We start from the raw sequence: 253 nt of genomic DNA on the forward strand, positions 1-253 counted from the left end.
GATGCTGGGCTCTGCGGTGCGCGCTTCAGACTCAGCGGCCATCTGGCGTTGAATGGCCACCTTGGCGAGGTTATCGAACTTCTCGGCGTCTACTGGATTTCCAGCGGAGCGGTACTCGTCCGCTTTCCTGGACGCCGCCAATGCCTTGTTGCCCCAGTCTTGGGCGTTCTTGATGTCCTCGTTGTAGTCCGCTTGGAGCATACGGAGGTTACCGATAGTCTGCGCGACCGCCGACTCGGCTTCGGCAATGTTG

At 60.1% G+C, this 253-nt stretch carries 1 protein-coding gene; it reads right to left on the minus strand.

Features of this window, described 5'->3' with window-relative positions:
- Nucleotides 1-253: PspA/IM30 family protein (locus SB764_RS42665; RefSeq protein WP_410867133.1), on the minus strand; the 253-nt coding region annotated here is incomplete at both ends.

Origin of the sequence: Paraburkholderia sp. SIMBA_027 (assembly GCF_046535315.1) — a bacterium.
GTDB classification, from domain to species: domain Bacteria; phylum Pseudomonadota; class Gammaproteobacteria; order Burkholderiales; family Burkholderiaceae; genus Paraburkholderia; species Paraburkholderia tropica.